This window comes from Lentzea sp. NPDC005914 (assembly GCF_040629405.1).
Classification (GTDB): domain Bacteria; phylum Actinomycetota; class Actinomycetes; order Mycobacteriales; family Pseudonocardiaceae; genus Lentzea.
In genome coordinates this window covers 222,029-246,124 of sequence record NZ_JBEXVQ010000002.1, presented here as the reverse complement: position 1 = coordinate 246,124, position 24,096 = coordinate 222,029, and the positions used below count along the sequence as shown (strand labels likewise).

Annotated in this window: 22 protein-coding genes and 1 pseudogene; 8 read left to right on the top strand and 15 right to left on the bottom strand. The window is 68.0% G+C overall.

Going from position 1 to position 24,096, the window contains the following annotated elements; all coding sequences use genetic code 11:
- Positions 1–85: 85 nt before the first annotated feature.
- Entirely contained in the window at positions 86–2,734 is a 2,649-nt protein-coding gene (locus ABZ345_RS03980; protein ID WP_359842673.1) for a glycoside hydrolase family 2 TIM barrel-domain containing protein, read from the top strand.
- Here ABZ345_RS03980 and ABZ345_RS03975 read toward each other — a convergent pair.
- The 3 genes from ABZ345_RS03975 to ABZ345_RS03965 are packed head-to-tail and all read right to left on the bottom strand — an operon-like array spanning position 2,727 to position 7,588.
- Positions 2,727–4,529: a glycoside hydrolase family 15 protein gene (locus tag ABZ345_RS03975; RefSeq protein WP_359842672.1), complete on the bottom strand. Its 1,803-nt coding sequence runs from the start codon at positions 4,527–4,529 to the stop codon at positions 2,727–2,729. The genes ABZ345_RS03980 and ABZ345_RS03975 overlap by 8 nt on opposite strands.
- A 20-nt stretch (positions 4,530–4,549) precedes the next feature.
- A complete protein-coding gene (locus ABZ345_RS03970) occupies positions 4,550–6,715 on the bottom strand; it encodes an EAL domain-containing protein (protein ID WP_359842670.1) in 2,166 nt (721 codons plus the stop codon).
- A gap of 54 nt (positions 6,716–6,769) precedes the next feature.
- On the bottom strand, positions 6,770–7,588 hold the full coding sequence (locus ABZ345_RS03965; RefSeq protein ID WP_359842668.1) for an SAM-dependent methyltransferase: 819 nt from the start codon (positions 7,586–7,588) through the stop codon (positions 6,770–6,772).
- 71 nt (positions 7,589–7,659) lie between these two features.
- On the opposite strand from ABZ345_RS03965, the gene ABZ345_RS03960 reads away from it, so the two are divergent.
- Both ABZ345_RS03960 and ABZ345_RS03955 read left to right on the top strand, forming a co-directional pair.
- Positions 7,660–8,547 carry a pentapeptide repeat-containing protein gene (locus tag ABZ345_RS03960; RefSeq protein WP_359842666.1) on the top strand — a complete coding sequence of 296 codons (888 nt, stop codon included), beginning with the start codon at positions 7,660–7,662 and terminating at the stop codon, positions 8,545–8,547.
- Position 8,548: 1 nt separating this feature from the next.
- On the top strand, positions 8,549–9,595 hold the full coding sequence (locus ABZ345_RS03955) for a pentapeptide repeat-containing protein (RefSeq protein WP_359842664.1): 1,047 nt from the start codon (positions 8,549–8,551) through the stop codon (positions 9,593–9,595).
- Here the strand turns inward: ABZ345_RS03955 and ABZ345_RS03950 are convergent.
- Positions 9,521–10,324: pseudogene (locus tag ABZ345_RS03950) on the bottom strand (LysR family transcriptional regulator); the annotation flags it as partial. The gene ABZ345_RS03955 and the pseudogene ABZ345_RS03950 sit on opposite strands and share 75 nt — an antisense overlap.
- A 78-nt stretch (positions 10,325–10,402) precedes the next feature.
- Between ABZ345_RS03950 and ABZ345_RS03945 the strand changes: the two are divergent.
- Together ABZ345_RS03945 and ABZ345_RS03940 are read left to right on the top strand one after the other, a co-directional pair.
- A complete protein-coding gene (locus ABZ345_RS03945; protein ID WP_359842663.1) occupies positions 10,403–11,242 on the top strand; it encodes an aldo/keto reductase in 840 nt (279 codons plus the stop codon).
- Between the two features lie 42 nt (positions 11,243–11,284).
- Positions 11,285–12,076: a lysozyme gene (locus tag ABZ345_RS03940; protein ID WP_359842662.1), complete on the top strand. Its 792-nt coding sequence runs from the start codon at positions 11,285–11,287 to the stop codon at positions 12,074–12,076.
- Between the two features lie 20 nt (positions 12,077–12,096).
- Here ABZ345_RS03940 and purL read toward each other — a convergent pair whose 3' ends face one another.
- From purL to ABZ345_RS03920, 4 genes are read right to left on the bottom strand one after another with little or no spacing between them, the layout of a single operon-like run.
- The gene (purL, locus tag ABZ345_RS03935; protein ID WP_359842660.1) at positions 12,097–14,349 is read right to left on the bottom strand and encodes a phosphoribosylformylglycinamidine synthase subunit PurL; all 2,253 of its coding nucleotides are present in this window, start codon (positions 14,347–14,349) and stop codon (positions 12,097–12,099) included.
- Entirely contained in the window at positions 14,346–15,020 is a 675-nt protein-coding gene (gene purQ, locus ABZ345_RS03930) for a phosphoribosylformylglycinamidine synthase subunit PurQ (protein ID WP_359842658.1), read from the bottom strand. The genes purL and purQ overlap by 4 nt, the downstream gene beginning before the upstream one ends.
- Positions 15,017–15,256, bottom strand: coding sequence for a phosphoribosylformylglycinamidine synthase subunit PurS (gene purS, locus ABZ345_RS03925; protein WP_030465889.1), 240 nt, complete (start codon positions 15,254–15,256; stop codon positions 15,017–15,019). Before purS ends, purQ begins: the two co-directional genes overlap by 4 nt.
- Before the next feature lie 45 nt (positions 15,257–15,301).
- Positions 15,302–15,523, bottom strand: a complete 222-nt coding sequence (locus ABZ345_RS03920) for a hypothetical protein (RefSeq protein WP_359842656.1) — start codon at positions 15,521–15,523, stop codon at positions 15,302–15,304.
- Positions 15,524–15,722: 199 nt separating this feature from the next.
- Here ABZ345_RS03920 and ABZ345_RS03915 point away from each other — a divergent pair, with 199 nt between their 5' ends.
- A complete protein-coding gene (locus tag ABZ345_RS03915) occupies positions 15,723–16,703 on the top strand; it encodes an NAD-dependent epimerase/dehydratase family protein (RefSeq protein WP_359842654.1) in 981 nt (326 codons plus the stop codon).
- Here the strand turns inward: ABZ345_RS03915 and ABZ345_RS03910 are convergent.
- A complete protein-coding gene (locus ABZ345_RS03910) occupies positions 16,687–17,811 on the bottom strand; it encodes a serine protease (protein WP_359842652.1) in 1,125 nt (374 codons plus the stop codon). The genes ABZ345_RS03915 and ABZ345_RS03910 overlap by 17 nt on opposite strands.
- A gap of 66 nt (positions 17,812–17,877) precedes the next feature.
- On the opposite strand from ABZ345_RS03910, the gene ABZ345_RS03905 reads away from it, so the two are divergent.
- Complete coding sequence (locus tag ABZ345_RS03905; protein ID WP_359842650.1) at positions 17,878–18,501, top strand: MBL fold metallo-hydrolase; 624 nt, start codon at positions 17,878–17,880, stop codon at positions 18,499–18,501.
- Here the strand turns inward: ABZ345_RS03905 and ABZ345_RS03900 are convergent.
- Both ABZ345_RS03900 and ABZ345_RS03895 read right to left on the bottom strand, forming a co-directional pair.
- The gene (locus ABZ345_RS03900; RefSeq protein WP_359842648.1) at positions 18,464–19,114 is read right to left on the bottom strand and encodes a DUF2334 domain-containing protein; all 651 of its coding nucleotides are present in this window, start codon (positions 19,112–19,114) and stop codon (positions 18,464–18,466) included. The genes ABZ345_RS03905 and ABZ345_RS03900 overlap by 38 nt on opposite strands.
- 50 nt (positions 19,115–19,164) lie before the next feature.
- Positions 19,165–20,040, bottom strand: a complete 876-nt coding sequence (locus ABZ345_RS03895) for a phosphoribosylaminoimidazolesuccinocarboxamide synthase (protein ID WP_359842646.1) — start codon at positions 20,038–20,040, stop codon at positions 19,165–19,167.
- A gap of 88 nt (positions 20,041–20,128) precedes the next feature.
- Here ABZ345_RS03895 and ABZ345_RS03890 point away from each other — a divergent pair, with 88 nt between their 5' ends.
- Complete coding sequence (locus ABZ345_RS03890) at positions 20,129–20,557, top strand: hypothetical protein (protein ID WP_359842644.1); 429 nt, start codon at positions 20,129–20,131, stop codon at positions 20,555–20,557.
- Here the strand turns inward: ABZ345_RS03890 and ABZ345_RS03885 are convergent.
- The 4 genes from ABZ345_RS03885 to ABZ345_RS03870 are packed head-to-tail and all read right to left on the bottom strand — an operon-like array spanning position 20,554 to position 24,075.
- Positions 20,554–21,348, bottom strand: a complete 795-nt coding sequence (locus ABZ345_RS03885; RefSeq protein ID WP_359842642.1) for an MOSC N-terminal beta barrel domain-containing protein — start codon at positions 21,346–21,348, stop codon at positions 20,554–20,556. The genes ABZ345_RS03890 and ABZ345_RS03885 overlap by 4 nt on opposite strands.
- Positions 21,345–22,763: an adenylosuccinate lyase gene (purB, locus tag ABZ345_RS03880; protein WP_359842640.1), complete on the bottom strand. Its 1,419-nt coding sequence runs from the start codon at positions 22,761–22,763 to the stop codon at positions 21,345–21,347. The genes ABZ345_RS03885 and purB overlap by 4 nt, the downstream gene beginning before the upstream one ends.
- 26 nt (positions 22,764–22,789) lie before the next feature.
- Positions 22,790–23,545, bottom strand: a complete 756-nt coding sequence (locus ABZ345_RS03875; RefSeq protein ID WP_359842638.1) for a hypothetical protein — start codon at positions 23,543–23,545, stop codon at positions 22,790–22,792.
- Positions 23,542–24,075 carry a SigE family RNA polymerase sigma factor gene (locus ABZ345_RS03870; protein WP_359842636.1) on the bottom strand — a complete coding sequence of 178 codons (534 nt, stop codon included), beginning with the start codon at positions 24,073–24,075 and terminating at the stop codon, positions 23,542–23,544. Before ABZ345_RS03870 ends, ABZ345_RS03875 begins: the two co-directional genes overlap by 4 nt.
- Between the last annotated feature and the right edge of the window lie 21 nt (positions 24,076–24,096).

Genomic DNA, 24,096 nt, shown 5'->3' with positions numbered 1-24,096 from the left:
AGGCGCATTGCCGGTGACCTCACAAAAAGGAAACCTTCTTTACGATACCCCGAAGCGCCGCCGCCCCGATGCGTCGAGGAGCGACATGCTGCGCAACCGACCACTACCGACCCTGGTCGTGGCGGCGGTGGGTCTGGCCCTGTTCGTGCCAGCCACATCAGCCAACGCGGGTCCCGTGCCCGGCACGGGAGCGGCGCTCAAGGTGGCCGCCAGCCCCGGATCCGTCTCCACCATCCCCGACTGGCGGATGCAGACCAGCAAGACCGCCACCCAGGCCGGCGACGTGATCTCCGCGCCGACCTATTCGGACTCCGGCTGGCTCTCCGTGCCCGCGCGATCGACGGTCATGGCCGGCCTGATCGCGAACAACAAGTACGGCGACGTCAACTACTCGGACAACCTGAAGAAGGCCAGCCGCTCGGACTTCCAGGTCCCGTGGTGGTACCGCAAGACCTTCCAGGCCGACCCGCAGCCGGGCGTCAACACGTTCCTCAAGCTCAACGGCGGCATCATCTCCCGCGGTGAGATCTGGCTGAACGGCAAGAAGGTCGCGGGCACCGACACGGTGATCGGCGCCTACCCGACCTTCGAGTTCAACGTCACCAGCTTGCTGCGCAAGGGCGACAACGCGCTGGCCATCAAGGCCTCGCCGTCCGACCCCGCCAAGGACCTGGTGATCCACTTCATCGACTGGTCCCAGCTCCCGCCCGACCGCAACCAGGGCATCTGGCGCGACATCGACCTGGTCGCGAGCAACCAGGTCTCGTTGCGCGGCCTGCACGTCACGACCGACCTGCCGCTGCCGAATCTGAACAGCGCCGCGGTCACCGTGAAGGTCGACGCGCGCAACAACACCGGCAGCGCGGTCACCACGACCGTCGCCGGCAGTGCCGCGGGCCAGAACTACAGCCAGAACGTGAGCCTGGCCGCGAACGAGACCAAGACCGTCACGTTCACGCTGAACGTCAGCAACCCGCAGGTCTGGTGGCCGTTCCAGATGGGCGCGCAACCGCTGTACGACGCGACGGCGACCGCGACGGTCTCCGGTGCCAAGTCGGACGAGCAGAAGACGACGTTCGGCATCCGCGAGGTCACCTCGAAGATGGTCAGCGGCAACATCCAGTACCAGATCAACGGCAAGCCGATCCTGATCCGCGGCGGCGGCTGGGCGTCGGACCTCTTCCTGCGCACCAACGTGCAGAAGATCGCCGACGAGATGATGCTGACGAAGTCCATGGGCCTCAACACGATCCGTCTCGAGGGCAAGCCCGAGAACGACGAGATCTACGACATGGCCGACCGCATGGGCATCCTGATCATGACCGGCTGGGAGTGCTGCTCGAAGTGGCAGAGCACCGGCAGCTACTCCGCGGAGGACAAGAAGGTCGCGGGCGCGTCCGCCGAGGGCGAGGCCAAACGGATCCGAAACCACCCCAGCGTGTTCACGTTCCTGATCGGCTCGGACGAGGCCCCGGTGGCCGCCGTCGAGAAGATCTACCTGGACGCGTTGAAGCGCGCCGACTGGCAGACCCCGATCGTCACGGCGGCCGCTCGCCGCAGCTCCCCGCAGCTCGGTGACTCGGGCATGAAGATGGACGGCCCGTACTGGTGGGAGCCGCCGGTCTACTGGTACAACAACCAAAAGGGCGGCTCGGCGGGCTTCGCGTCGGAGATCGGCCCCGGCCCGGCGATCCCGGAGATGGACGAGCTGAAGAAGTTCCTCAGCTCCTCCGAGATCAACAAGCTGACCGACTACAACGCCTCTCAGTACCACCTGTCCCCGTCGGGCACGTTCAGCAAGCTCGGCTTCTGGGGCACGGCGCTGGACAACCGCTACGGCAAGCCTTCTGACGTCAACGACTTCGTGAAGAAGGCCCAGCTGCAGCAGTACGAGACGAACCGCGCGCAGTTCGAGGCGTTCGGCCGCGACTTCTCCGACACCGGCGCGAACCAGGCGCAGGGCGTCATCTACTGGATGCAGAACGACCCGTGGCCCAAGCTCTACTGGCACCTCTACAACTACAACCTCGCGACCGCGGGTTCGTACTTCGGTGCCAAGACCGGCAACAAGGCCCTGCACGCGCAGTACTCCTACGACGACAAGTCGCTCGCCGTCGTGAACATGGGTCTGCAGGCGCAGGACGGCCTCAGCCTCCAGGTGACCGTCTTCAACGCCGACGGCACGCAGAAGGCGAACGAGACGCGCCCGGTTCCGGCCAAGGCCAACGGTTCCGTGCGGGTCGGCACCGTGCCGCAACCCTCGGGGCTGTCCACCGCGTACTTCGTGCGGTTGCTGCTCAAGGACTCCTCCGGCAAGGAGATCGACCGCAACGTGTACTGGCTGTCCACCAAGGCGGACACGCTGAACTACAGCGGCGGCGACTGGTACTACACGCCGCAGTCCGCGTACACGGACCTGAAGTCGTTGAGCTCCTTGAAGGCGGGCCAGGTGTCGGTGTCCACGGCCACGACGCCGGGCACCGACGGCAGGCAGGCCACGCACGTGACCATCAAGAACACCGGCACCTCCGTGGCGTTCTTCCTGCGGGCGTCACTGCGCAAGGGTGAGGGCGGCGCCGAGGTGCTGCCGGTCGACTGGACGGACAACTACGTCACGTTGTTCCCCGGTGAGACCCAGACGATCAGGGCCGAGTACCGCGCGTCCGACCTGGGCGGTGCCCAGCCGGTCGTCGAGGTCTCCGGCCACAACGTGTCCAAGAGGTCCTCTAAGTAGTCGAGTAGCGGTTCGCGACGACGGCGGGTCGTTCCACGGGACGGCCCGCGTCCAGCGACCACGCCAGCCGCACGTACTGCGCGTGCGTCCAGGCGAGTGGGGTGGCCGAGGTGGTTCCGCGGCCACCCCACACCTGTTCGGGCAGCATGCGGCCGCTGTTGGCGGTCTTCGCGATCTGGTCGAGGCGCCTGGCGGCACTGGACTTGTCGTTGAGGAGCAGCTCGTACTCGCCGCGTTCGCCGCTCAACAACGGCCAGAGCCTGCCGTACGTCCGGGTCGGCGTCGGCCAGTTGATGTTCCACGGCCTGCCGTCCGCCGTTTCGCCGTAGCCGTCCTGAGTGAACCGGTGCCAGTAGCCCTGTTCCTTCAACTGCTGGTCGACCACGGCGACGGTGTTGCGGATGACCGGGTCGTCGGCGCGTTTGACGCCGAGCCGGACCAGCTCCAGGAAGCTCGGGTCGACGACGGCGCGCTGGTCGATGTCGGCCGGGTTGTTGTCGCCGAGGTTGTACTTAGTGCCCGCGTTCGGATTTCCGTCCTTGGTGAGCCGCAGGTAGTACGGCTTGGGCTCGTACGGGCCGGTGCTGGTCGCGGTCCAGCTCTCCACCTTGTCCTGCCACTCGTCGGCGGCCTTGAGGTACTTGTCCGCGTTCTCACCGTTGCGCTGCAACAGGTCCGCGAAGCACACCAGGCCGGCGACGGCCGAGGCGATCGTGGCGGGTGAGTAGCCGCTCTGGTTCTCCCAGCGCTCCTGCTCGCTGAACGGCGCGTTCGGGTAGCTCAGCAGGTAGTCGGCGGCTCGACGCAGCGAGTCCATTGTGGACTTGTCGCGCTGGTTCAGGTGCCAGGCCAGCAGCATCGGCGCCGCCGTCTCGTCCAGCTGCACGCTCTTCCAGAACGGGGTGCCGTCGACACGCGTGTTCTGCGGCAGATGGCCGTCCGGTTGCTGCTGCTTGTGAAGCATGAAGTCCAACGCGCGCAAGGCGACGCCACGATCGCCGGCCGCGATCATCGCCGTTGCCACGTGGTACAGGTCGCGCGGCCACACCAGCGCGTACGGGCCGAGCTCCGGCGCGAGGTCGCGGTCGAACCCGAACGCCCACGGGAAGCTCGGCGACGCGATCAGCGCGCCGGGGTTGCGCTTGTCCTCGCTCGCGGCCAGCACCATGACGGACATGTCGTAGAGCTCGCGGTCCGCCGACTTCGGCCTGCGCAACCCGTCCAGGTACGCGTGCCAGCCCCGGGTGTACTCCCGCGCGGTCCTGTCGAACCCGCGATCCAGCGCGGCCTGGGCGACGCCCTCGCCGAACCCGACCGCGAACGTGCCGTGCGCGTGCCGCACCGGCTGAGTCGGCAACGTGCTCACCACGTTGCTGGAGCCCTTCATCGGCACGTGCTCGACCGACAACCTGACCGGCCGCCGAGCCGAGACCGTCACATCCGCCAGCACAGCAGCGCGTTGAGGGTCGGTGACGTAGGTGATCTCGGCCTGCCAGCCGTCGCCGCGCAGCCGTTGCCGGAAGGTGAGCGACCGGTCGTCGGCGGGTTCGGTGTAGGCCTGACCTGGCTTTCCGTCGACCAGGAGCCGCGTCTCGCGAGTGGCGGGCGTGCTGAGATCCGGGAAGAAGATCTCGGACAGGCCCTGGTGGCCGAGCGTGAACCACACCGGACTGGCCGCGGACCGCGCGGTCCCGAAGCCCTGCTTGTCGGCGGGCAGCGGCACGACGTCGGCGGCAGCGCGGGCGACCGGGGTCATCATCACGAGCAGGAACACCACCAGGGCCAATGACTTCATGGCCTTCGGAGTTCCCCGAGCTAGAGATCACCACGCAGGAGGCTGTCGATGTTCTCGGGCGGGCCGGGGCGGGCGAAGAACCACCCTTGGCCGGTGTCGCACCCGAGCCTGAGCAGCCGCGCGGCCTGAGCGGGCGTTTCCACACCCTCGGCCGTGACGCCCAGCCCCAACGCGTGCGCGAGCTGCACCAACGTCGCCACGATCTGCGAGTCGACCGGGTCTTCCTCGTGCTCGGCCCGCAGCCCCTCCATGAACGAGCCGGCGATCTTCAGCTCGTGCACGGGCAGGTGCTTCAAGTACGCCAGGTTCGAGTAGCCGGTGCCGAAGTCGTCGATGGCGATGCGCACACCCATGTCGCACAACGCCCGCAGCGCTTCCAGCGGCTCGTCGGCGGTGCCCATGATCGCCGACTCGGTGAGCTCCAGCTGCAGGTGGTGCGGGGGCAGCGCGCACTCGTCGAGGATGCGCTTGACGTCGCGGACCAGCTCGGGGTCGCGGGACTGGCGCACGGCCAGGTTCACCGACACGAACGGGGCCGCGTCGCCGAACTCGACCAGCCAGCGCCGAGCCTCCTCGCAGGCCTTGCGCAACACCCACCGTCCTAACGGGACGATGAGGCCGGTCTCCTCGGCCAGCTCGATGAAGCGGTCGGGGGCCAGACGCCCGAACTCCGGGTGCTGCCAGCGCACCAGGGCCTCGACGCCGGTTAGCGTGGAGTCCTCCAGCCGCACCAGCGGCTGGTACTCGACGTAGAACTCGCCGCGTTCCAGGGCGCGCGGCATCGTCGCCGACAACGTGAACCTGGCCACCTCGCGGGCGTTGCGCTCCGGGTCGTAGAGCGCCCAGCGCGCCTTGCCATCGGCTTTGGCCCAGTACAGCGTGATGTCCGCGTCCCGCATCAGGTCGGCGGACGTGGTGCCGGACAGCTGGCGTTCGACGATGCCGATGGAGGCCGACACCGACAGCTCGTGGCCGGCGATGCGGATCGGGGCCTCCAGCTCGGTCAGCACCCGGTCCGCCACGTCGACGATGTCCTGCTCACCGGCCGAGGCCTCGACCAGGATCACGAACTCGTCGCCGCCCATGCGCGCGACCAGCTTGCCCTCACCGGACACCGAATGATCGAGTCTTCGGCCGACCTCGACGAGGAGCTGATCTCCGATGTCGTGGCCCAGCGAGTCGTTGATGACCTTGAAGCCGTCCAGGTCGAGGTAGCACAAGCCCGCGCGCACGTGCTTCGCGCGATTGTTGAACACCCGGCCGAGGCGCTCGAGGAACAGCGCGCGGTTCGGCAGGCCGGTCAGCGGGTCGTGCAACGCCTGGTAGCGCAGGCGGTTCTGCAGCAGGTGGCGGTCGGTGACGTCCTCGATCATCGCGACCTGGTACTGCGGCTCGCCGTGGTCGTCGCGGACCAGCGACAGCGTCAGGTGCGTCCACACCTGCTCGCCGTCGGCGCGGTGGAAGCGCTTCTCGGCGCGGTAGTGGTCGCACTCGCCCGCGATGAGCTGGTCGTAGAGCCGCCACACGCTGCCCGCGTCCTCCGGGTGCATGAGGTCGCGCACGTTGTACTGGCGCATCTCCTCGACGCTGAACCCGAGCATGTCCTGCAGGGCCTGGTTGACGTCCAGTATCCGGCCCTCGATGTCCGCGATGCCGATGCCGATCGCGGCCTCGGTGAACATCGCGCGAAACCGGGCCTCCGACGCCCGCAGCATCGCTTCCGCCTGGTCACGGGCGTCCAGGACGGCCGCCCTGATCGCCTCCTGCTCGGCGAGCGTGCGTTCCCGCAGTGCGCGGGCGTACCCGGCTGCCAGCGCGCCCTGCAGAGCCGCCAGACGGGACTGCAGGCGGTCGTCACCGGGGTGGCCCAGCTCGGCCAGCAGGTCGTCGCCGAGCAGCTGGACCGTGCGGCCCAGCGTGTCCGTGCCGGTGAAGTGCGCGTCGACCAGCCGGGTGCCGATCTCGTAGCCGGGTGCCGTGCGGAACGGGCTCGCGAACAGCGCCTCGACGAGCATCTCGGTGAGGTCCTGGAGGTGCTGCGCCACCTCGGCACGGGTCATCGGCACGTAGCTCGACCCGATCACGGCCGTGGCCCAGCTGCGCGCGAACGACTCGGCACCGGCCAAAACGGCCGGGTCCAAAGGAGAGCGGTCGTCACGCACCCGGTGGTCAACCCGTTCGGTCATCTGTTCGGCCCTAACGCCACGAACGCGCAGCATACGGGCGGTCGCCGTGCGGAGTCATCTCCAAGCCTTCCGGCCCACAGCGCAGAAGCCCGGGAAAGCCCTGCCCGCGATGCCCTCGTCGTCCGGAGCCTCCGCGTGCCACTGCGGCAGGCGCACCACACCGGGTTCCACCAGGTCGAATCCTGCGAACAACCTGGTGAACTCGGCACTGTTGCGCAACGTCGTCCGCGTGACACTGCGTTCGTAGACGCTGCGCGCCGCACGGATCTCAGGTGTTACCTCGTGCGCCTCGAAGCCGGCCTGGGACAGCGCGAGGAAGCTACCGGGAGCGAGACGGTCGCGATAACCGGCGAGGATGCCCTGCGGGTCCTCGTCGTCCGACACGAAGTGGAGCACCGCGACCATCAGCACCGCGATCGGCTCGTTCAGGTCGAGCAGGTCGTTCACCTCCGGCGAGGCGAACACCGTCGCCGGATCGCGGACGTCGGCCTGGAGCACTCTCACCCGTTCGTTGCCGTCGAGCAGCGAACGGCTGTGCGCGACCGCGACCGAGTCCAGGTCGACGTAGACGACCTTGGCGGCGGGGTCGGCCGCCTGGGCGATCTCGTGCACGTTGCCCACGGTCGGAATGCCGGAACCCAGGTCGAGGAACTGCCGGACGCCCCTGCCCAGCAGGTAGCGCACGGCGCGGCGGAGGAACGCGCGGTGCTGCAGGGCGCCGGTGCGCACGTCGGGCATCATCTCGAGGGTCTTCTGGGCGACCGCCCGATCGGCGGCGAAGTTGTGCGCGCCGCCCAGCAGGTAGTCGTACACGCGCGCGACGCTCGGCCGTTCCAGGTCGATGTCCCCCGGCGCCCAGTTCGGCCGCTCCACCCGCTCACCTCGTTCGCGTCCGGACCGTTCACGCCCATCATGCACCCGCCGCTTGGCAGAATGCGGACCTCGTGAGGAAAAGTTTGCTGCTGCCCACCGTGCTCGCGTCGCTGGCAGCGTTCGTGCTGGTCGGCGGCGTGTTGCTGCTCATCGACCCCAGCGCGCCGAAGCACGAGGCCATCAAGACCGGTGGCCTCGCGGGCGGCGCGATCGTGGCGCTCTACGCGCTGTGGCTCAACGACCGGCGGCGCAAGGTCGAAGAGGCCCGCCAGGAGCTCGAGAGCCAGCGAATCGAGCACGACAGGTCCCGAGTGGCCGACGAACGGTTCGCGCGCGCCGTGGAGCTGCTGGGACACGACGCGGCGCAGGTTCGCGTGGGTGCGATGCACGCACTCGCCGGGCTGGCGAAGTCGAGGGTCGAGTACACGCAGACCGTGCTCGACATCCTGTGCGCCTACCTGCGCCGGCCGTTCAAGCACAACGAGGACGAACTGGAGGACTTCGACGCCGAGCGGAACGAGATCGAGTTGGAGGTCCGTCTCACCTCGCAACGGCTCATCGAGGACCTGCTGCCGCGCGTCGAGGAGAAGGACCCGGTCCAGTACGACCTGAACCTCACGAAGGCGCACCTGGAGTACATGGACCTGTCGTACCGGCACGTCGGCGACCTCGTCATGCGGGTCGCGCAGCTCAACGAGGCCAACGCGTTCCACCACATGGTGATCCACGGCGACGTGTACCTGACCGAGGTCGAGGCGACCGGCCGGTTCTACATGCACCACACCGAGGTCCGCGGCAAGGCGTGGTTCAGCCGGTTCAAGGCGCGCGGGCTCGCGGTGCTGACCGAGTCGAAGTTCCTGGGCGAGACCAAGTTCAAGGGCTCGGAGTGGGCGGACGTGAAGGCCGACGGCTGTACGTTCGCGGTGGAAGCCGATCTGCCCGAAGCGTGGAGGAACTGACGTGCGGTGGGCATGGCTCGCGGCGGTGCTGGCAGCTCTGGTCGTCACGGCGGGTACCGGAGTCGCGCTGTACCTGGTGCACGCACCCGCGGTGGAGATCGTGAAAACCGCCGGTGTCGCGGGTGGCGCGGTCGTGGCGTTGTACGCGCTGTGGCTCAACGATCGCCGCCGCAAGGTGGAGGAGGCACGGCACAGCCTGGAGAGCGAGAAGGTCGCGGACGAGCGGTTCGCGCGCTCGGTCGAACTGCTGGGCAACGAGGCGGACCAGGTGCGGGTGGGCGCGATGCACGCGTTGGCGTGGCTCGCGAGGTCCACGCCGCGCTACCGGCAGACCGTGCTCGACGTGCTGTGCGCCTACCTGCGGCGACCGTTCGACCACCCCGCCTACAAAGTCCAGGCCGACGACCCGAACCGGGCCGATTCCGAGGTGGCGCAGGAGATCCGGCTGGAGCACCAGGTGCGGTTGACGGCGCAGCGGCTGATCAAGGACACGTTGTCGTGGGGCGACCACGACGATGACGTGCACTACGACCTCGACCTGACGGACGCCAGCCTGGAGTACTTCTCGCTGGACGGGCGGCGCATCAACTGGCTCACCGCACGGCGAGCGCAGTTCTACGGCATCACGAGATTTCGCAAAGTCCACGTGCTCAAGCCGGCGCTGTTCTCCGGTGCGAGGTTCCTGGGCAGGCTGGAGCTCAACGAGGCCAGGTTCGAAGGCGGAATCTCGTTCCAGGAAGCCGTGCTCGCCCACGAGGTCGAGCTGTCAGGCGCCTCGGTCGGCAGGTTCTTCCACGCGTCCGACCACCCGCCCGCACACCAGATCGGCGAGCTGAACGTCCAGCCGAACACCGAGTTCCGCATACCCGCGCCCGGTTGGCAGCTAACCGGCAGCACGGAGACGGCCGGACTTGGCCTCCGCGACCATGTCGAGCAGGACGCTCGCGGCGGCGCTGACGGTGTTCCCGGTGACGGCGACGGTCTCGGCAACGGGAAGGTCCCCGCGAAGGCCGACGAAGCAGGCGCTGTCGGTCTTCACGGCGAATGACTGCGGGACCAGCGCGACACCGAGGCCGAACCCGACGAAGTCCAGGAGCGAGTGCACGTCGTTGACCTCGACGGCGACGTGCCGCTCGACCCCGGCCGCGGTGAGCATGCGGTCGACCTCGTCGCGGGTGCCCCAGTCGGCGTTGAAGTCGACGAACGGCTGACCGGCGAGCTCCTTCAGCTCAACTGATTGCCTGGTGGCGAAAGGGCTTTCCGGCGCGCACGCGAGCACCAGCGGTTCGCTGGCCAAAGTGGACACTCGCAGGTCGTCGGCCATCTTCGGCTGACGCGTGACGAACGCGAGGTCGAGCCGGCCCGCGCGGACCTCCTCGACCAGTTCGGCGTTGCCGGACTGGCGCATCCTGATCTCCACGCCGGGGTGGATCTCGTGGAAGCGCGCCAGCACCGCGGGCAGGTGCACCACGTGCAGACACTGCAGGCTGCCGACCGACAACGTGCCGCGCAGCAGCCCCTGCACGGCGGCGACGGCGTCCCTCGCCGACTCGACGCTGGTGAGAGCGCGCCGAGCTTCGGGCAGCAGCGCCCGTCCGGCCTGGGTCAGCTCGACCTGGCGGGTGGTGCGCAGGAACAGCGGCGCGCCGAGCTCGATCTCCAGCGCCCGGATCGACGCCGAGAGGCCCGACTGGGACACGTGCATCCGGCGCGCGGCCCTCGTGAAATGACATTCGTCGGCGACCGCGAGGAAGTACTCCAGCTGCCTGAGTTCCACGATTCATCACCCGCAGTGCTCAATGAGATCACTTCTTTGCGTTGGACAGCTTAATCGACCTGCGCCAGAGTGGAGGTCATGCAGAAGCGTCGTATCGGAGAAGCAGAGGTCAGTGCCATCGGCTTGGGCGGCATGCCCGTCTCCATCCAGGGGAGGCCGGACCGCGCGCAGGGGATCGAGACCATTCACGCCGCGCTCGACGCCGGCGTGACGTTCATCGACACCGCCGACGCCTACTCGCTCGACGACAGCGACTTCGGCCACAACGAGGAGCTGATCGCCGAGGCGCTGCGAGGCAGGTCCGAGGAGGTGTTCGTCGCGACCAAGGGCGGTCACACGCGCGTTGCTGGCGGCGGCTGGGCTCTCGACGGACGTCCGGAGTACCTGCGTCGCGCCGTCGACGCGTCACTGCGGCGGCTCGGCGTCGAGCAGATCTTCCTGTACCAGTTCCACCGGCCGGACCCGAAGACGCCGATCGCCGAGTCGGTCGGCGTGCTCAAGGAGCTGCTGGACAACGGCAAGATCCGCTACGCCGGTGTCTCGAACTTCAACCCGGACGAGATCGTGCAGGCCAACGACATCCTGGACGGGCGCCTGACGTCCGTGCAGAACCAGTTCTCGCCGTCGTTCCGGTCGAGCGAGCCCGAACTGGAGCTGTGCGACAAGCTCGGCATCGCGTTCCTGCCGTGGAGCCCGTTCGGCGGCATCAGCAAGGCGGGCGCGCTGAGCGGTCCGTTCAAGGAGGTCGGCGACGCGCACGGCGTGAGCCCGCACCAGGTCTGTCTCGCGTGGATGCTGGCCAAGTCCGAAGTGGTAGTCCCCATTCCGGGTGCATCCCGGCCCGCGAGCATCCGCGATTCCGCCCAGGCCACCCACCTGGAGTTGACCAGGGACGAGCTGACCCGCCTGGACGGGTGACCCCAGTGGCAAATTAGGACAAACGGTCGCACGATCTAGTCCATGCGGACCCTGATCAGCATCGTGGCGATCGTCGCCGGCATGACGCCGGCACCCGCGTCCGCGGCGCCCTTGCCAGAGGGCTCCGCGGACCATTTCGCGGGATCTCAGATACTCAAGTACGAAGGTGGCGGCGGCCTCCGAACAGCGGAGGACCCGTCAGCGGACGGCAAAGTGCCGGGCATGGACGTGAGCAGCCATCAGGGCGACGTCGACTGGAAGTCCTCCTGGGACAATGGAGCCCGTTTCACCTACGTCAAGGCGACCGAGGGAACCCACTACCGGAACCCGAAGTTCACCCAGCAGTACGACGGTTCCTACGACGTCGGCATGATCCGCGGCGCGTATCACTTCGCGCTGCCGGACCGCACCGACGGTGCCGCGCAGGCGAACTTCTTCGTCGACAACGGCGGCGGCTGGTCGCCCGACGGCAGGACGCTGCCACCGGCGCTGGACATGGAGTACAACCCGTACGGCGACACCTGCTACAACATGAGCCAGGAGGCCATGACCGCCTGGGTGAAGGCGTTCAGCGACACGGTTTTCGCCCGCACCAGGCGGTATCCGGCCATCTACACGTCCACGAGCTGGTGGAACAGGTGCGTCGGCGGCTCGATGAAGTTCGGCGACAACAACCCGCTGTGGGTCGCGCACTACAACTCGACGCTCGGCCCGTTGCCGATGGGGTTCGACTTCCACACGATCTGGCAGTGGCAGGCGGCGGGCCTGTTCCCCGGCGACCAGAACCTGTTCAACGGCCAGTTCGACCAGCTGCAGCGCATCGCCGCCAGCTGACGGCGATGCGCTGAAACCGGCTAGTCGAACAGGGCCGGGAGGGTGCCCTCCCAGGCCTCGCGCAGCTCGTCGAGCGGCAGCTCACCGAGGCCCTGGATCTCCAGCGCCTTCGACTCCGGGTCGACGACACCGACCTTGCGCCACGGCAGGCGGCGCGCGGTGCACATGTCGGTGAAGCGCTGCTCCTCGGTTCGCGGCACGGCGACCAGCACGCGGCCGGCCGACTCGCTGAACAACTCGGTGAACAGGTCGCCCCGCAGGAACACCCGCGCGCCGACCTCGCCGATCAGGCACGTCTCGACCAGCGCCTGGGCAAGTCCACCCTCGGACAGGTCGTGCGCGGCGGAGACCATGCCGTCACGGGAACCCGCGACGAGCACCTGACCGAGCAGCTTCTCGCGTTGCAGATCGGCCTTCGGCGGCAGACCGCCGAGGTGACCGTGCACGTGGTGAGCCCACTCCGAGCCGCCGAACTCCGCTTTGGTCTCACCGAGCAGCAGCAGCGTCTCACCCGCCTCGGCCCCGATCCCGGTGGGGATGCGGCGCCGCACGTCGTCGATCACGCCCAGCACGCCCACGACCGGCGTCGGCAGGATCGCCGTGGTGCCGGTCTGGTTGTAGAAGCTGACGTTGCCGCCGGTCACCGGGATGCCCAGCTCCGCGCAGCCGTCCGCGAGGCCCTTCACGGCCTGCTCGAACTGCCACATGACACCGGGGTCCTCCGGCGAGCCGAAGTTGAGGCAGTTCGTGACCGCTACTGGCGTGGCACCGGTGGCGGCGACGTTGCGGTAGGCCTCGGCCAGTGCGAGCTTCGCGCCCTCGTACGGGTCGAGCTTGGTGTAACGGCCGTTGCAGTCCGTCGAGAGAGCGACACCGCGGCCGGTCTCCTCGTCGATCCGGATCATGCCGCCGTCGCTCGGCTGCGCGAGAACCGTGCCGCCGCGGACGTACCGGTCGTACTGCTGGGTGACCCACTTCTTGGAGGCCAGGTTGGGGCTGGCCGCCATGATCTTGATCAGCTCGAGGACGTTCTCGGGCCTTTCGAGGCTGTCCGGCGTGTTCGCCTGCAGCTCGTCCTGGTCGGCCGGGCGCTGGATCGGCCGGTGGTAGACCGGGCCCTCGTGGGCGACGGTGCGCGGCGGCACGTCCACGACGACCTCGTCGTGGTACGTGATCACCAGGCGGTCGCCGTCGGTCACCTCACCGATCTCGGTGGCGATGACGTCCCACTTCTTGCAGACCTCCATGAAGGCGTCGACGTTCTCCGGTTCGACGACCGCGCACATGCGTTCCTGGGACTCGCTGGAGAGGATCTCGGCCGGGGTCATGTTCTTGGCCCTGAGCGGCACCCGGTCGAGGTAGACGTGCATGCCGCCGTCACCCGCGGAGGCGAGCTCACTCGTGGCGCAGCTGAGACCGGCTCCGCCGAGGTCCTGGATGCCGACGACGATGCCTTTCTCGAAGAGCTCGAGCGAGCACTCGATCAGGACCTTCTCGGTGAACGGGTCGCCGACCTGGACGCTCGGCAGCTTCTTGCGCTTGCCGGCTGAGTCGTCGAACGTCTCGCTGGCCAGGACGCTGACTCCGCCGATGCCATCGAGACCGGTGCGCGCGCCGTAGAGGATGACCTTGTTGCCGGTGCCGCTCGCGTGCGCGAGGTGCAGGTCCTCGGTGCGCATGGCGCCGACGCACAGGGCGTTGACCAGCGGGTTTCCCTGGTAGGACTCGTCGAACACGACCTCGCCGCCGATGTTCGGCAGGCCGAGGCAGTTCCCGTAGCCGCCGACGCCCGCGACGATGCCGGGAAGCACGCGCCTGGTGTCTTCGGCGTCCGGCTTGCCGAACCGCAGCGGGTCCATGACGGCGAGCGGCCGCGCGCCCATCGCGAGGATGTCTCGGACGATGCCACCGACACCCGTGGCCGCACCCTGGTAGGGCTCGACGTACGACGGGTGGTTGTGGCTCTCGACCTTGAACGTGACCGCCCAGCCGTCACCGATGTCGACGACGCCGGCGTTCTCGCCGATGCCCGCGAGCATCTTGCTGCGCATCTCGTCGGTCGTGGTGTCGCCGAAGTACTTCAGGTGCACCTTGGACGACTTGTAGGAGCAGTGCTCGCTCCACATGACCGAGTACATCGCGAGCTCGGCATCGGTCGGCCTGCGCTGGAGGATCTCCTTGATGCGCGCGTACTCGTCGTCCTTCAGGCCCAGCTCCTTGTAGGGCTGCTCCTGGTCGGGCGTGCTCTCCGCGTTCTTGACGGTGTCGATCATGCGTTCACCTGCACTGCGTCGAGAAGCGACAGGAACATCCCCAGTCCGTCGTCCGTCGGGCCGGTGAGCGCGTCGATGGCGTGCTCGGGGTGCGGCATGAGGCCGACGACGTTGCCCCTGGCGTTGGTGATGCCCGCGATGTTGTTGCGGCTGCCGTTCGGGTTCTCGCCGACGTACCGGAAGACGACGCGGTTGTTGTCTTCCAGCTCTTTGAGGGTGTCTTCGTCGGCCTGGTAGCCGCCCTCGCCCGACTTCAGCGGCACGAGGATCTCGGCTTTTTCGTCGTACCTGGTGGTCCAGGCGGTGGTGTTGTTCTCGACGCTGAGCCACTGGTCGCGGCACACGAAGTGCAGCTTGTGGTTGCGGACGAGCGCCCCCGGCAGCAAGTGGGCCTCGGCGAGGATCTGGAAGCCGTTGCAGATGCCCAGAACCGGCATCCCCTTGTTCGCGGCCTCGATCACTTCCTGCATGACCGGCGCGAACCGGGCGATGGCACCGCACCGCAGGTAGTCGCCGTACGAGAACCCGCCGGGCACGACGACCGCGTCAACACCCTTGAGGTCGTGATCGCCGTGCCACAACGGCACGGCCTCCCCGTCGGCGTATTTCACCGCCCGCTGCGCATCGACGTCGTCGAGCGTGCCGGGGAAGGTGATGACACCGACCCTCATGCCTCGACCCTGCGCACGGTCCAGTCCTCGATCACGGGGTTGGCGAGGAAGGTCTCAGCGATCTTGGCGAGCGTGGCGTCGTCGACGTCGTCGGCGACCTCCAGCTCGAAGTGCTTGCCCTGGCGGACGGCGGTGATGCCGTCGAAGCCGAGACGCGGCAGCGCGTTCGCCACCGCCTGGCCTTGGGGGTCGAGAATTTCGGGCTTCGGCATGACGTCGACGACGACTCGGGCCACGACAGACTGCTCCCGGGTTTGAGGGGCTGGCGGTACTCCGAGACCCTATCTGACCTGGAGGTTCATCAACTCGACACGTGTTCGGCGGCACATCTTCACCGGACGCACCATCGGGTGAACCGGCTTGCCCTCGTGGGACAGCACCACGTCGTCGTCTTGGACCTCACGGCTGTCGAACACCAACCGCGTGACGCCGACCTTGAGCAGGTCGTCGGTCAGCCGGCGACGCAGGTCTGTCGCGCCCGCTCCTCGCCCTCCCGACAGCACGCGAGGTAGATGTCGACGTGCACCACGGTTGATGCCAAAGCGGACAGGATCTGCTTGCGGCGAGCAGGTGTCTCCTTCTTGACAGGCCCCACCATCGGCCGGGCCCGAACGATACTTCAGCGAGGCCGGCCGATCGAGGCGTTACGCCGAAAGCAGAGAGCGCTGGCACTCCAGCCCGATCGGACGGAAGCTGGGAATCATGAAGATCCTGGTGCTCGGCGGAACCGTGTTCCTCAGCAAGGCCATCACGGCGGAGGCCGTGCGCCGCGGCCACGACGTGGTGTGCGGTGCCCGTGGCGCCTCGGGTGCCGTGCCTGAAGGCGCACGCCTGATCCCGATCGACAGAAACAAACCCGGTGCGTTCGACCAGCTCGCCGGGGAGCAGTTCGACTCGGTCATCGACGTGTCCAAGTACTCGGTGAACTGGGTGCGGGACGCGCTCGAGGCGTTCGGGCCGACGACGCCGCACTGGACGTTCGTGTCGAGCATCTCGGTCTACGCCGACCACGGCACGGGCAGTGACGAGCTCCTGCCGCCGCTCGAGGACGACCCGGCCGAGGAGTTCACGGCGGAGCGGTACGGCAGCGTGAAGGTGGCCAGCGAGAACGCGGTCAGGGAGGTGGTGGCCGGGCGCGAGTTCATCGTCAGGGCCGGGCTGATCACCGGGCCCGACGATCCGAGCGACCGGTTCGGGTACTGGCCCGCGCGGTTCAGCAGGGGTGGCCGGGTGGTCGTGCCGGACAGCCCTGACCTCGGGTTCCAGCACATCGACGTGCGGGATCTGGCGCAGTGGATCGTGTTCGCGGCCGAGGAGCGGGTCACGGGCACGTACGACTCGACCGGGCCGGTCATGCCGTTCCAGATGGCGATCGGGGAGATCGCGGGAGCCACGGCGGCGCCCGGTACGCAGATCGTCAGCGTGCCGGAGAGCGTGCTCCAGAAGCTCGAGATCAACCCGTGGGCCGGGCCGCGGTCGCTTCCGCTGTGGCTGCCGCAGGAGTGGGCCAAGATGGTCGGCCGCGATGTGAGCAACGCGCTGGCGAACGGGCTGCGGGTCAGGTCGCTGACCGAGACCGCGCTCGACTCGCTGGAGTACGAGCGCGGCCTCGGGCTGGACCGGCCTCGCAAGGCCGGGCTCACCGAAGAAGAAGAGCAGGAAATCCTTACAGCAGTGAGTTGATCTGTGCGGCAACGAGGTCGATGCGCACGCCCTGGTTCGGGCAGCCGCCGAAGTGGTGGAGCCCGATCACCTTGTGCGTGCGCCTCGACAGCACCGGCGAGCCGGACGAGCCGCCCTCGGTGTCGCACATGTAGCTGATGTCGGACTGCGAGACGTTGCCGTTGACCCGCACCGCGCGCACGATGCAGTAGCCGGAGCCGTTGTTGGTGTCGCGCAACGACAACTTCTTCAGCTTCCCGGCCGGGTGGCCGATGACGTACATCTCCTCACCCACGTCCGGAACGCGCGCGTCCAGCTCGAGGTAGCCGAACGAACTGATGGCCGCGAAGTTGTTCACGGAGAAGAGGGTGTAGTCGAGCCCGGTGTCCGTCTTCAGCACCTGGGACGCCAGCACCTTGGTGACGGCGGCCGAAGTGGTGCCGCCGCAGGTCGGGCACTGGTAGTTGAACCACACCTCGATGCCGGAAGTGCTCGTGAAGCAGTGGTTGTTGGTGAGCATGCGATTGTTCGGGCCGACCCGCCACGCCGTGCACAGCGAGCTGCCGTTCTTCAGCAGCTTCGCGACGGACGCGGTCTTGCCCCACTCGGTCGGGTTGCTGGACTGGTAGCAGACCGCGTCCTTGTAGTCGTTCGTGCCGCAGATGCTCTGCACGGACGGCTGCGACGACATCTCGGCCTCGGTGTAGCCGCGGGTGATCTTGTCGATCCGCACGCGCGACAGCGGGTTGCGCACCGACACGACGGCCGACGAACCGGTGATCGACATGGCCCAGAAGCCGGAAGCGTCAGGAGTAGCGGTCTTGGAAGACCGCAGATCCCGGTTGTACGTGTACTTCTCGGTGCCGTCAGGGTTCGACACCGTGAGCACGTCACCTGGCAGGATCCGCAGGTCGGTGAAATGGATCTTCACGTAACCGGATCCCGGCCTGTCGATCACGGTAGAAAGGGACTTGCCACCCACTCGGACTGAGATCGATTCCTCAGTGCCGATCTCCTGCGACTGCGGCGAGGCCGCCTGAGCAGGAGTAGAGGTGGTGGTAGCAGGGACGAAGGACGTCATCGGCAGGGCGAGCGCCAGTGCCGTGAGGAGTTGCAGGGTTTTCCTCATGCCTTTTGATACTTCCGACGTCACCTGACCGTGTCAGCCCGCCAATCGTCGGTAATGGAGGAATCCATGCGAGTTGTCCATTTCGGTCACGCCTGCGTGCTTCTGGACACCGGGTCGACGCGCATCCTGATCGACCCCGGCACGTTCTCCGCCGGGTTCGAGGACGTGAAAGACCTAGACGCGGTACTGATCACCCACCAGCACTACGACCACCTGGACGTCGAGAGGCTGCCCGCACTGCTCAAGGCCAACCCGCAGGCGCAGCTGATCGTGGACGAGGGATCGGCACCGAGCGTCGAGAATCCGACCGTCGCCCAGCCGGGCGACGTCATCAAGGTCGGCGACACGACGGTCAAGGTCGCCGGCGGCAAGCACGCGATGATCCACGAGGACATCCCGATCGTGCCGAACACCGCGTACGTGGTCGGCGACGGCGCGTTCTACCACCCCGGCGACTCGCTGTTCGTGCCGGACGAGGACGTCGACGTGCTCGGCCTGCCGACCGGAGCGCCGTGGCTGCGGCTCGGCGAGGCCGTCGACTTCATGCGCGCGATCAAGCCCCGCACGGCGGTGCCCATCCACGAGAAGCTGCTGTCGATGCCGGAGAACGCCTACCGGATGTTCGACATGCTCAAGCCGGAGGGCACCGAGGTCAGGCCGCTGACGCCTGGCGAGGAGACGGCAGTTTGACGTAGGTCGTCGGCGCGGCGTCGTGGGCGAGTGCGATGTCCACGGCGTCGAGCACGGCCTGCCGCGCACCGGCCCGGTCCAGGTCACGGGCGTCGACGGTGATCCTGGTCAGGCCACCGCGGCGCGCGGACCGTGCCGCCGCGTAGACCAGCGCCAGCGACCGCAACTCACCGAAGCTGGTGCGCTCGGTCAGCGCGTGCAGCCGGCCCAGCGTCGCGAGGCCGGTGCCGACGTCGCGAACCGCGTGGGCGTCGGCGCAGCGGTTGAACCGGTGCTTGGCCAGCGCGAGCAACGTGCCGGGCGACGCGATACAGCGCCGTGGGGCGAACGTGGTGGTGTTGAGGCCGATGGCTTCCATCTGCACACGGGCACCCGTCAACAACAACCCCGCCTCATAGGCAGGCAGCCGCCGCTGACCGAGACCGTGCAGCACGACGTCATCGCCGAGCGCGGCGCGCTGCCGCACCCATTCCTGCGCCTTGCCGAGCTCGCGAGGGATCACGAGCAGCGACAACGGCACCTTCCGCGGGTCGAGAGCCGCGGCGAGATCAGCGCATCGGTCGAGTGTCTGCGGACCGATGCCGGACAGTGAGACCACGAGCTGTGAGTGCACGCATTGAGTGCGCCATGCCGTGGTGACATCCGCGTGAAACCAGAGCTAACTCAGGCGAGCCAGTCAGCGAAAGACCGTCCGGTAAGCCGCTCGTAGGCCTCGATGTACCTGTTTCGGGTGGCTTCCACGACCTCCGCGGGCAGCGGGGGCGGCGGGACGTCGCTCTTGCGGTCCCAGCCGGACGCATCAGACGTCAGCCAGTCGCGGACGTACTGCTTGTCGAACGACGGCTGCACGCGACCGGGCTCGTAGCCCTCGGCCGGCCAGTACCGCGACGAGTCCGGCGTGAAGACCTCGTCCGCCAGGATCAGCTCACCGGACGCGTCCAGCCCGAACTCGAACTTCGTGTCCGCCAGGATCAGGCCACGCGTCAACGCGTACGCGCGCGCCTCGCTGTACAGCTCGATCGTGCGGTCACGCAGCTTCGACGCCAGCTCGACACCGTGCTTCTCGGCGATGACCTCGAACGACACGTTCTCGTCGTGCGCCCCGATCTCGGCCTTCGACGCCGGCGTGAAGATCGGCGGGGTCAGCTCGGAGGCCTCGACCAGCCCGGCCGGCAGCTCGATCCCGCACACCGCGCCGGTCGCCGTGTAGTCGGCCATGCCCGAACCGGTCAGGTACCCGCGCGCCACGCACTCGACGTCGACCATCTTCAGCTTGCGCACCAGCAGCGCCCGGCCGCGGACCTCGGCGGGGATGCGCGGGTCGTCGAAGGCGACCAGGTGGTTCGGGGCGAGCCGCTCGAACCAGAACACGCTCATCGCCGTCAACACCCGGCCCTTGTCCGGGATCTCGGTGCTCAGGACGTGGTCGTAGGCCGAGATCCGGTCGGACGCGACGAACAGCAGCAGCTCGTCGTCGACGTCGTAGAGTTCGCGAACCTTGCCGCGGGCGACGTGCTGGTAGTCAGCGAGCGTAGGCACGCTGGTCAGCCTACGTGTGCGTGCCGGAAAACCGACGCACACCCCTTCACCTCTACAGATCAAGCTCGCAGACCCTTAAGGTGCACCCGTGCTCACCCGTAAGGCGCTGTGGATTCCGGCTTTGGCGAGCCTGGGACTGCTCATCGTGCTGGGAGTGGCCGGGTGGAGCATCGACTCCAGCCCGCTCTCCTCCCCGGCTTCGAGCTCACAGGCAACGACCCCGGTCCAGCCGGTCAGCATCGTGCCGACTCCGGACGTCGTCGACATCACGGTCAACACCACGACCACCACGACGACCACCACGACGACCACGCAACCGAAGCCGCCGCCCGTGCAGGCACCGCCGCCGCCCCCGCAGACCACGACGCCGAGCACGCCCCCGCAGCAAGGCCTGCTGGTCAACGAGGGTGCGCGATGCGATCCCGAGGGTGCCACCGGTATCGGGCTGCTCGGCGAGCCGCTGGTGTGCAAGAAGGACGGTCAGCGCGGCGACCGCCTGCGCTGGCACAAGGCCTAGGAAGCCCACTCCAGCACGTCGATCTTGTCGCCGACCGCCATCGTGCCGGTGCCGGTGACGGCCGCCTTCATCCCGAAGGTCACGCCACCGTCCGGGTCGCGCCGGTAGGTCGCCAGCGTGCGAGTCGGCTCCGGGCCGTCGCGCAGACCGGTCTCCTGGTCCACCATCGGCACGGCACACCGCACGCAGTCCTTGGCGTAGGCCAGTTCCACGTCGCCGATCACCGCGCGCCGCACCCTGTCCTCGGTGTGCGGCTCCGGCCAGCCGGACACGATGATGTTGGGGCGGAACCGGTTCATCGGCACCGGCTCGGCGCCGCGCTCCAGGATCCGCTCGTTCAACCCGTCCAATGAGGACAGCGAGATCATCAGCACCGCGTGCGCATCTGCGTAACCGACCAGGCCCGCGGTGTCGCCACCCGACTCGCGACGCAGGTCCGGTGGTGTCCGCACCAGCCGCACCGACCTGCCGAGCACGTCCGAGAAGTGCTCGGCGGCGTCGTCGCCCTGGTCGATCCCGAAGCCCTGCCACTTGTGCACGACGACCGGAACCCGAGGCCCGTCGAGGACGACCGGGAACGAGTTCCCGCCGAGGAACAGCGACGAGTCCGAGAGGTGCGGACGCAACGCGGCCATCTCCGGAAACTTGCGCTGTGACAGGAAGACGCCGTCGTCGTCGACCAGCATCATCATCCGGTCGCCGCGCAAGCCCGTGAGGTCGACGGCAGAAGCCGCGACGGAGTACCCGCCGCAGCCCTTGACCGGGTAGACGACCAGATCGGAAACGATCACAGAATCGGCTCCGGCTCGTACGCCGGGTACTTGTCCACGACCGCGGCGACCTGCTCAACGATGGACGCGACCTGCGCCGACGCCACGCCGGTGAACGACAGGCGGTCGGCCAGCAACGCGTCCAGCGCGGCACGGTCCAGCGGCAGGCGCTCGTCGGCGGCCAGGCGGTCCAGCAGGTCGTTCTGCGCGAGGCCCTGCTCGCGCATCGCCAGCGCCACGGCCACCGCGTTCTCCTTGATGGCCTGGTGCGCGGTCTCGCGGCCGACACCCGCGCGCACGGCCGCCATCAGCACCTTGGTCGTGCCGAGGAACGGCAGGTAGCGGTCCAGCTCGCGCGCGACCACGGCCGGGTAGGCGCCGAACTCGTCCAGCACCGTCAGGAACGTCTCCAGCAGCCCGTCGAACGCGAAGAACGCGTCCGGCAGCGCGACCCGGCGGACCACCGAGCACGACACGTCGCCCTCGTTCCACTGGTCGCCCGCGAGTTCGCCGACCATCGACAGGTAACCGCGCAGGATCACCGCGAAGCCGTTCACGCGCTCGCACGAGCGGGTGTTCATCTTGTGCGGCATGGCGGAGGAGCCGACCTGACCGGGCTTGAAGCCCTCGGTCACGAGCTCGTGGCCTGCCATCAGGCGGATGGTCTTCGCCACCGACGACGGCGCCGCCGCGAGCTGCACGAGCGTGGACACCACGTCGAAGTCCAGCGAGCGCGGGTAGACCTGGCCGACCGACGTCAGCACGCGCTCGAAGCCGAGGTGGCCCGCGACCGTGCGCTCCAGCTCGTCCAGCTTCTCGGGCGTTCCCAGCAAGTCGAGCATGTCCTGGGCGGTGCCGACCGGGCCCTTGATGCCGCGCAACGGGTACCGCGAGATCAGCTCGTTCAGCCGGGAGAACGCCACCAGCAGCTCGTCGGCACCAGAAGCGAACCTCTTGCCCAGCGTCGTCGCCTGCGCCGCCACGTTGTGCGAGCGACCGGCCATGACCAGGTCGGAGTGCTCGGCCGCGAGCCGCGCCAGCCGTCCGAGCACCGCAGCGACCTTGGACCTGATCAGCTCGAGCGACCGCAGCACCTGCAGCTGCTCGACGTTCTCGGTCAGGTCGCGCGAGGTCATGCCCTTGTGGACCTGCTCGTGGCCCGCCAGCGCGTTGAACTCCTCGATGCGCGCCTTCACGTCGTGTCGCGTCACCCGCTCGCGCGCCGCGATCGACTCCAGGTCGACCTGCTCCAGCACGCGCTCGTAGTCGGCGACCGCACCGGCCGGCACGTCGATGCCCGCGGCCGCCTGGGCACGCAGCACGGCGAGCCACAGCTGGCGCTCCAGCACGATCTTGTGCTCGGCCGACCAGAGCGTCGCGAGCGACGTGGAGGCGTAGCGACCTGCGAGGACGTTGGCGATGCGCGGCTTGCTCACGCCTGCAAGGCTAGTGCACCCCGGCCTCACTCCCAGCGCACGTCCGGGTCCGTGACCAGCGCTGTGAGCACGTCCACACCGACCGGCACCGTCTGCCTCAGCCCGCTGCCCGTGGCGGGGTTGCTGCTGAAGCTGGAGATCTGCGCGTAGTACCCGCTCGGGAACTTGCGCAGCGCCACCGACTGCGTGATCTCCTGGCCTTCGACGAACTGGATCTGGGTGACGGTCGTTCCGTCGTCCTGGGCGACGTTGTGGCAAATGGTCGCTCCCGAGCAGAGGTACGTCTCGATCGCCTTGTTCCTGGTGACGACGACCTGGAGCGCGGTCTGTCCGATGTGGTCGGTGAAGTGCACGAAACCGGACAGCTCGGGGTCGTTCGGCCTGTGCGGCGGGATCGTCGGAGAGTTCGGCTGATAGGCGTACACGCCGGGACGGAAGTCCGCGTAGACCTCCTTGAGGTTCGTCATCCTCTGCCCGAACTTCTCCACCAGCTTGTCGCCGATGCGCCTCGCCTTCTCGTCCACCGGCTCGCTCGGTGGCGCGGACGAACTCGGCGGCTCCTGGGAGGAGGCGAGCTGGCCGTCCTCACCGCGCGGCAGCAGGCCCGGCAACGACAGCGAAGCCACGGCGATCATCGCCGTAGCCACGCCCACAGCGACCAGCGCTCGTCGACGACTTTTTTTCTGCTCGACCCGCCTCATCAACGTGTCGGGGTCGAAGTCGAGCGGCGGCTCGTCCCAGACGGCCAGCAGCATTCCCTCGCGGATCTCCTGCTCACTCACGACGCGACCCTCCCCGAACTGTTGTCGAGCTTCTCCACGATGGCGCGCAACGTCGCGAGGCCGCGCGCCGTCTGGCTCTTGACCGTTCCCTCGCTGCACCCCATGGCCACCGCCACCTCGGCGACCGGCAGGTCTTCGAAATAACGCAGCACGAGCACCGCTCGTTGCCTCGGCGGCACCTGCAGCAACGCGGTGTGGACCAGCTCACGTGCCCACAGCTTCGCGCTGGTCGTGTCGGGATCCACGCTGGCGTCCGCGGCGTCCGGCAGCTCCCCGTCGCGCTGCTCGGCTCTGCGCCACGGCCTGCGCTTCTCGTCCAACCAGGTGCGCAGCAGCACCTTGCGGGCGTAAGCGATCAGGTTGTCGAGGTCCTTGATGCGCTTCCAAGCCATGTACATCTTCATCAGGCTCGACTGCATCAGGTCCTCTGCGGTGTGCCAGTCGCCACAGAACAGATAGGCAGTGCGTCGCAAAGACGCGGCATTGGCTGCCGCGAACTCGCGAAAGCCCTGCTCATCGGCCTTGCGCATGCGATCCCCTCTCGCGTCCTC

Excerpts from the sequence above, each read along its gene's own strand:
- ABZ345_RS03945 (WP_359842663.1), top strand. The coding sequence starts at position 10,403 with ATGCAGAAGCGTCGTATCGGAGAAGCAGAGGTCAGTGCCATCGGCTTG.
- ABZ345_RS03980 (WP_359842673.1), top strand. The coding sequence starts at position 86 with ATGCTGCGCAACCGACCACTACCGACCCTGGTCGTGGCGGCGGTGGGT.
- purL (WP_359842660.1), bottom strand. The coding sequence starts at position 14,349 with ATGATCGACACCGTCAAGAACGCGGAGAGCACGCCCGACCAGGAGCAG.
- purQ (WP_359842658.1), bottom strand. The coding sequence starts at position 15,020 with ATGAGGGTCGGTGTCATCACCTTCCCCGGCACGCTCGACGACGTCGAT.
- ABZ345_RS03915 (WP_359842654.1), top strand. The coding sequence starts at position 15,723 with ATGAAGATCCTGGTGCTCGGCGGAACCGTGTTCCTCAGCAAGGCCATC.
- ABZ345_RS03870 (WP_359842636.1), bottom strand. The coding sequence starts at position 24,075 with ATGCGCAAGGCCGATGAGCAGGGCTTTCGCGAGTTCGCGGCAGCCAAT.
- ABZ345_RS03940 (WP_359842662.1), top strand. The coding sequence starts at position 11,285 with ATGCGGACCCTGATCAGCATCGTGGCGATCGTCGCCGGCATGACGCCG.
- ABZ345_RS03910 (WP_359842652.1), bottom strand. The coding sequence starts at position 17,811 with ATGAGGAAAACCCTGCAACTCCTCACGGCACTGGCGCTCGCCCTGCCG.
- ABZ345_RS03970 (WP_359842670.1), bottom strand. The coding sequence starts at position 6,715 with ATGACCGAACGGGTTGACCACCGGGTGCGTGACGACCGCTCTCCTTTG.
- ABZ345_RS03975 (WP_359842672.1), bottom strand. The coding sequence starts at position 4,529 with ATGAAGTCATTGGCCCTGGTGGTGTTCCTGCTCGTGATGATGACCCCG.
- ABZ345_RS03905 (WP_359842650.1), top strand. The coding sequence starts at position 17,878 with ATGCGAGTTGTCCATTTCGGTCACGCCTGCGTGCTTCTGGACACCGGG.